The organism is Algibacter luteus (assembly GCF_900141715.1).
Lineage (GTDB): Bacteria > Bacteroidota > Bacteroidia > Flavobacteriales > Flavobacteriaceae > Arenitalea > Arenitalea lutea.
On the sequence record NZ_FQYK01000014.1, the window covers coordinates 1 to 6,964 of the forward strand.

A 6,964-nucleotide genomic window follows, 5' to 3' on the forward strand; every position below is an offset into this window, starting at 1 on the left:
GTTGGTAATACTATTCCTGAACCATCTGCATCTGCAATACAATCTACAGTTTCAGTACCATCAGCAGGTAAAACTATTGGTGTAGTGTTGGATATTGTAATTGTTTGCACATAGTCTGCAACAATTATATTACAAGCATTAACTATTTTAAATGTGTTAGTTATTGTACCTGTTCCTGGACATGAAGGATCTTCATCAAAAGTTCCGGGTGTTTTTTCAATTGTTAGATTACACTTGTTGGCTAAAGGTGCTAATGCTTGTGCATCACTTAATGCTGACGCATCATTACATTGCACATTACGGTCTAATGCTCCTGTTGCTGTTGCCCAATCTACAGTTGGCTGTATAACATTAATTATGGTTTCTTCTTCATTACCTACACCACAGGCATCAACACTTGATGAACTATTAGTAGTTTGTGTAACAGGATTAATAACGCCATTATATGTAGCTGTAAATTCTAGTCCAAATGATAAAACACATGAATCCTCAAGAAAATAACATTCATCTCTTATAATAAGATTAAATTCAACATCTTCAATTGCAGGGTCTCCGGCTTCAACATAAGAATCTTCAACTGTAAATTCCAAATATCCTGTTACATCATCATATGAATAGTCTACACCATCTGGCAAACCTATTACAGGTTCTACTAACATTAGTTGAGGAGGAAGAGTCGAAAATATCTTTACATTTTGAGCATTATCATTACCTTTATTCTCTACATCAAAACTTCCAAGTATTGTTGAACCAGGAGCTTGAGGCGTAGCATCTGCATCAGTTACAACTTGAATTGGCCCAAGATTAGGTTCGAATACATCAACAGAAAGTCCTAGTAAATATACACCATAGGTTTCTTGATTAGATGTTAGTCTAAAAGTAGCCGAAGTTTGATCATTACCTATTATGGAATTACCAGGGTTATTTAATTGAAAAACCGCCGCATCAAAACCTAAAGTATTTTCACTATTAGGTTCTCGATTTGGAAAATTAGCATTATCTACTGTAATTCTACTATTAAAAAAGTTATCAGGACCCCGAATTGGCGTTGTTGGGTCTGTAGCTAAATCTACAAATGTCGCAGGAGCGGTAACAATTTGTAATTTATCTCCACTCAAATTTCTATCACCTTCAAGTGCACCCATAAGTACTTTAACACTTACATTTTGAGGCGCTGGTACTGTTTGAAATCCGTCAATTAAAATTTCATAATCTTTTTGCCCTACAATATTTCTAACGTGGGCATAACCATCATAAATACTAATATTTTTGGAAGGTAATTCTGGACTCTCATAAACGAATACAATTTGCCATCCGCCTGAAACACCAGTAGGAGTTGTAAAATCAGGCTCCTGTAAATTACCAATTTTACCTTCAACATTTGCAACCTGGTACCATCCATATGGCGATTCACCACCGTCTACTAAACCTGTAACCAATGTTGTGATATCTTTAACACAAATATAAGGATCATTACTAAAATGATCCGTTGGTATACCATCCCCGTTATCATCACGTCCGCGATATAAGACTTCGTCGGCATCATAAGTTGTATAATCGGTTTCTCCAGGCAACATTAGTTTTATATCATCAAAATCCCATAATAACTGGTTTTCTGACAATGGATTCGAAGTATCTGGTTCAAAATCTGATGCTGCCCAATATAATAACACTTTTTTAATAGTTAAACAACTTGCACTAGGAGCAGGGTTTAAAAAATTAGCTCTACTAGAATTAAATGTACTTGCATCCCCATCGATATCAACATAAACCATATTATTATCTTGATTATCACCAGTACCATTATATGGATCTGTTACATGTAATGAAACCATGTTATTTGCTATCATGGTGAAATCACCATTAACAGTTTCATTAAATCGAGGGTCAAAATCATTTTTTAATTGAGCATGAGATAATGCACTTATAAAAAAGAAAAACACCAATATTAAATGATGGTAATTTTTATATTTAGTAGACGTTTTCATAAGCCTTTTAATTAACTAATTAATATTATTTGGAAAAACTTTATTATTTAATGTCCTTTATTATTTGGGTTTCGAACAATTGTTTTTATCATTACTGATTCCGACATTTCACTATTAGAACCTTTAGCTTGGTTTTTTGATAATTTGGTAGCTTGAATTTTAGTACAATTCCAAGAATCTAAAACCGCTTTGCTATTTTGTTGGGTTTTTAAATATAATTTGATTGATTGATTCGGCTTTACTTGTACAACCTCACTAGTTAATTCTTTACCTTTTAAATCATTCAAAAACATCTTTGTGTTTATGTTAGTAAACTCTTTATTTGTTGACTTAATATTATAAGCATCATATTGCTTTTGATTTGAACAATTATTTGTTACCATTGTTATGACATATTCTGACAATTGCTTCGAATTATTTTTAAGTTCTAAAACATGGATATGCTCTTTTTCAAAATTCGACTCATTACTAGACTTGACTACATTCACAGTAAAATCGTTATTTGAATTTTGCTTTTGCGCGTTCACAACAATACAAATACAGCAAGTAAGAACAAATGTAATTAACTTAAGATTCGATTTATTTTTCATGATTTGGTAATGATTTTTATTTATTTTCTGTAGCCCAATCGATATCACAGGCTACATAAAGCAACTTTTAACGATTAATAAGAAAGAAAAAAAATTTTGAGGGATTAAAATATGCCAGAAGAGCATTATTGTTTAACAATGCTATGTTTACTTTTGAAATTAGATTCGGGGTCATCATTTTAAATTTATAGTAGGTAGTACAAAAAAAAGGATATGTTACTAGTTGGTCAAATATACATGGTAAATCACTTATAAATTCGATTAACAGTAAAGATATATGCTTCACCGATATTTTATGCTTTTTATCGACTAAAATTTAATATATTAGCACCTAATTATTTGAATATCAATTGTTTATAAATAAATAGTTTTAAAGTTTAATTTTTTACTATATAAAAATATGACCTTCGGTTTATTTGATGTTCATCTGGAGTGCATTTAACACCGTTACTACATTTGTTTAATAGTTGACTTTCACCAAAACCAATTGCGCTTTCAATACGTTCAGGATCGATACCTCTTGATATTATATAATCTCGAGTAGATTCCGCTCTTTTGATAGATAACTTTAGGTTATAACTATCTTTACCACGGCTATCTGTATGTGATTCAATTTTAATTATCATATCAGGCTTAAGTCTTAATATATCCACTATATTTTCAAGTTCATATTCTGCATCAGTTCTAATACTCCACTTATCATAATCAAAGAAAATAGGATTAATTACAATTTGATTTCCTTGTATAAGGGATTGTAAGTAAATATTATGGTCATTAACCCTTTCTTTTTCCAGATTAGTTAAGACGTCCTTATGATATTCTTTATAATCTGGTTTCTCGGCGAAAACTGTATATTTTTGATTACAATTAACCTCAAAACTATATTCTCCGTTGTCATTAGTATTGATTTTATCTATTACTTTTCCAACTTCATTAATTAGTTTTATTGAAACATCCGTGAGTACTAAATTAGATATACTATCCATTACTATTCCAGATATGATTTGTGAACATTTAAATGAATTAAAACTATAAATATCGTCATTACCTTTTCCTCCGGGTCTATTAGAAGAAAAATACCCTCTCTGATTATCATTGTCTGATAGTCCGTAATAAGCGAAATCATCATATCCGCTATTAAATGGTGCTCCTAAATTTTCTGGGTCAGCTATTGAATCTTTAATAAAATTCGACTTAAATATATCTAATAAGCCTAAATTTAAATGACCATCAGATGAGAAATAAAAAGTACTATCCTTACTTATGAATGGAAACATTTCTCGCCCCTCTGTATTTATTTTTTTACCCAGATTTTTAGGCGCCCCGAATTTATTGTTCTCAAAAATATCAACGACATAAATATCGGTTTGACCATAACCACCTTCTTTATTTGACACAAAATATAATTTTTTATTATCTGCGCTTAGAGCGGGATGACCAATAGAGTAAACATCGTCATTAAAGGGCAATTCTACTATATTTTTCCATGTTCCATCAACCCAAGTTGCTTGGTAAATTTTTAAATGTGACGTACCTTTTTTATCATAATCTAGTTTGTTGTTTCTAGTAACATTGTCTCTGGTAAAAAACATCGTTTTACCATCATTAGTAATGGCAACAGATGCTTCATGAAAATCAGTGTTAATCTTTGAAGCTGGAAGTACTTCAGGATTACTATACTGTATAGATTCAGGGGTATCTGATATTTTAACTTGATATAAATCTAAAAAGGGTTCCTTATTCCATGAATATTTTTTGGTTTCGACATCTCCTCGAGCTGAAGCGAAAATTAATTGATTATTATATTTAAAAGTGCCAAAATCTGAATATTTGGAATTGAATGGCAAATTTCTGACCTCTATTATTCGTTTTTCATCAAGATTATTAAGTTCATCATATTTTTCTGAATTGTTAGCATCATATCCTTTAATACGACTATCATTGTTTTGTATTGTAATGAATTTTTTTAGCCATTTATCTGCTTCTGAATAATCACCAATACTCTTTAAGGTTTGAATATATTTGTAAATATATTCAGGATTTATCTTATCATATTTATTCACTGCTTTACCATACCATTTGACTGCCATTTCTGAATTAGAGTTGTTATAATAACAGTCGCCTAAACGTGTTAAAACATGTGCACTATCATCCCCATTTTCAATGGTTTTTAGATATAATTCACTAGCTTTAACGTATGCATAATTATCAAAAAACTTATCGGCTAGTTTTTTTTGTGCAAATATTGAGCTAGTGCAAAAAGCTAAAATTAGTATTAAAAATTTTATATTCATAACAATTTATTTTAGAAGAATCTAGGTGATTTAATACGTTTAATTTTAAATATTTCAAACATCAGTAGCACTTCGTGAGTACCGCTAGTATAAGCTCTTAATTCTGAAATAGGATATTCATAGGCATAGCCAATACGTAACTGTTTAGAAATTTGAAAATCGGCAATTCCACCAAGAGCGGCTGCGGATTCGTTGATTCTATATGACGCGCCAAGCCAAAGTTTATCATTAAATAAAAAGTTCGCAGTAATATCAAAAGATAAAGGAGCACCGTTTGTAGCTTTTAATAACATGGCTGGTTTAAACTTTGTTGTAGCACTTAAATCGAAAACATAACCTCCAGTAAAATAATAACTTACACGCTCAAGTGCTACATATGAATTATTTCCATCTGTGCTAGAGTTATAATCATTGTTTAAAATTCTTGGGGCGGATAGTCCTATATACCATCTATTAGAATGTAAAAAAGCTCCAAGTCCTACATTGGGAGACCATCTACTGGAAATATCATTAAAAAAGTTGTCATTTGAAACTTTTGGGTCATTTAAAATTTCTTCGTCTAAACTATATTGAGTAAATCCAGCTTTCATTCCAAAAGCTAGTTTTGATTTATTGCCGACAGGAATTGTATAAGAAAAGTCTCCATATAAATATGAGAAATTTTCATATCCAAGTTCATCGTTAATAAAAGAAAGTCCTAAACCAACTCTATCATTTCTCAAAGGACTATGAACAGACAACGTTTGTGTTGAAGGACCGCCTTCCAAACCAACCCATTGGCTTCTATGCAAACCTACAACACTTAAAGTCTCTCTACTACCTGCATAAGCTGGGTTTATTGAAATCGTATTGTACATATACTGCGTAAATTGAGGAAGTTGTTGAGCTAATCCAATCGTGCAATTGAGTATTATAAAAATAACGACGTTAAATTTTAATAACTTCATAATTTATTTCTATTTTATTTTGTTCCAACGTAGAAACCTTTTGCAAAAGGCTTCATTCCACTGTTTATCAAATTAATAATGTAGTAATATGTTCCGGTTGGAATTTTTTCTGCATTTCCTACAGATGACGAATGAGCTGTTCCATTCCAATCATTTTTATAATTAGAATTTTCATAAATTTTAGCTCCCCAACGATTGAATATTTTAATATCTACTACAAATCCACAAGTTTCTATACCTTCTACTGTGAAGAATTCATTTTGCATATCTCCATTTGGAGTAATTACTTTTGAAATAATCACATCTTTTCGGCCACAAGGCAATACAACACATTCATCATGAACTTCTAGAATAACTTCAGTAGTTGTTAGACAACCATTTGAAGACGTTGTGTAGCTGAACGTATAGATTCCTAATTCAACATTTTCTGGATCAAAAGTATTTCCTTCTAAAGTCACATTACCTGATTCAAGAACCCAATTACTTCCTGATTCATTGTTATTTAAATAAACATCCATATTTATTGTTCCGTTATCTGTACAAACTCTATCATTTATTTGAACAACCTCATTGTCTATTTGTACATTTAGTTTTTGAACAAATACGGCTTCGTTAGTACACTCATCAATTACCGTCCAAGTTCTCACAATTTCATAATTAGAAATTTGGTTATCATCATATGTGCTAGTTTCATTATAAATTACTGTAACATTTGAGGAACAGTTATCTTCAAATTCCAATGTTGGAACTTCAGGAATTTCTGTGCAATTAACATCTAACTCAGTTTCTAAATTAGATACTAGAGAAGGAGCTGTTTTATCTGTAATTGTAATTATTTGTGTATGCGATGTTGTTAATCCGTTTTCATCAGTTACTTCCCAGATTCTCTCTAAAATATAATCAGAGGAACATGTTCCATCGGTCCTAACTTCTTTAAATACAACCTCTACATCACTACAGTTGTCTGTAGCTGTTAATATTGTAGCATCAGGAACAAAACTACATTCATAAGTTGCATCTGAAGGGAGTTTTTCAACAAATACAGGAGCTTCATTATCTTCAACAGTTACGATTTGCGTACAAGTTGCTGTATTACCAGCAGTATCAGTTACGGTCCAAGTTACGGTAGTATCTCCAATAGGGAA

4 protein-coding genes and 1 pseudogene are annotated in these 6,964 nt (G+C 31.3%); all 5 read right to left on the reverse strand.

Annotated features, from left to right (window positions below):
- A pseudogene (locus BUA46_RS14915) lies at nucleotides 1-1,988 on the reverse strand (hypothetical protein); the annotation flags it as partial.
- 47 nt (nucleotides 1,989-2,035) lie between these two features.
- Nucleotides 2,036-2,578, reverse strand: a complete 543-nt coding sequence (locus BUA46_RS14920; RefSeq protein WP_143148162.1) for a hypothetical protein — start codon at nucleotides 2,576-2,578, stop codon at nucleotides 2,036-2,038.
- 377 nt (nucleotides 2,579-2,955) lie between these two features.
- On the reverse strand, nucleotides 2,956-4,872 hold the full coding sequence (locus tag BUA46_RS14925) for an OmpA family protein (RefSeq protein WP_019388875.1): 1,917 nt from the start codon (nucleotides 4,870-4,872) through the stop codon (nucleotides 2,956-2,958).
- An 11-nt stretch (nucleotides 4,873-4,883) separates the two neighbouring features.
- Nucleotides 4,884-5,819, reverse strand: coding sequence for a PorP/SprF family type IX secretion system membrane protein (locus BUA46_RS14930; protein ID WP_026010167.1), 936 nt, complete (start codon nucleotides 5,817-5,819; stop codon nucleotides 4,884-4,886).
- Between the two features lie 14 nt (nucleotides 5,820-5,833).
- On the reverse strand, nucleotides 5,834-6,964 hold a 1,131-nt coding region (locus BUA46_RS14935), incomplete at its 5' end, for a T9SS type B sorting domain-containing protein (protein WP_143148163.1).

What these genes read in the sequence shown, in the direction of transcription:
- BUA46_RS14920 (WP_143148162.1), bottom strand. Translation starts at nt 2,578, where the DNA reads ATGAAAAATAAATCGAATCTTAAGTTAATTACATTTGTTCTTACTTGC.
- BUA46_RS14925 (WP_019388875.1), bottom strand. Translation starts at nt 4,872, where the DNA reads ATGAATATAAAATTTTTAATACTAATTTTAGCTTTTTGCACTAGCTCA.
- BUA46_RS14930 (WP_026010167.1), bottom strand. Translation starts at nt 5,819, where the DNA reads ATGAAGTTATTAAAATTTAACGTCGTTATTTTTATAATACTCAATTGC.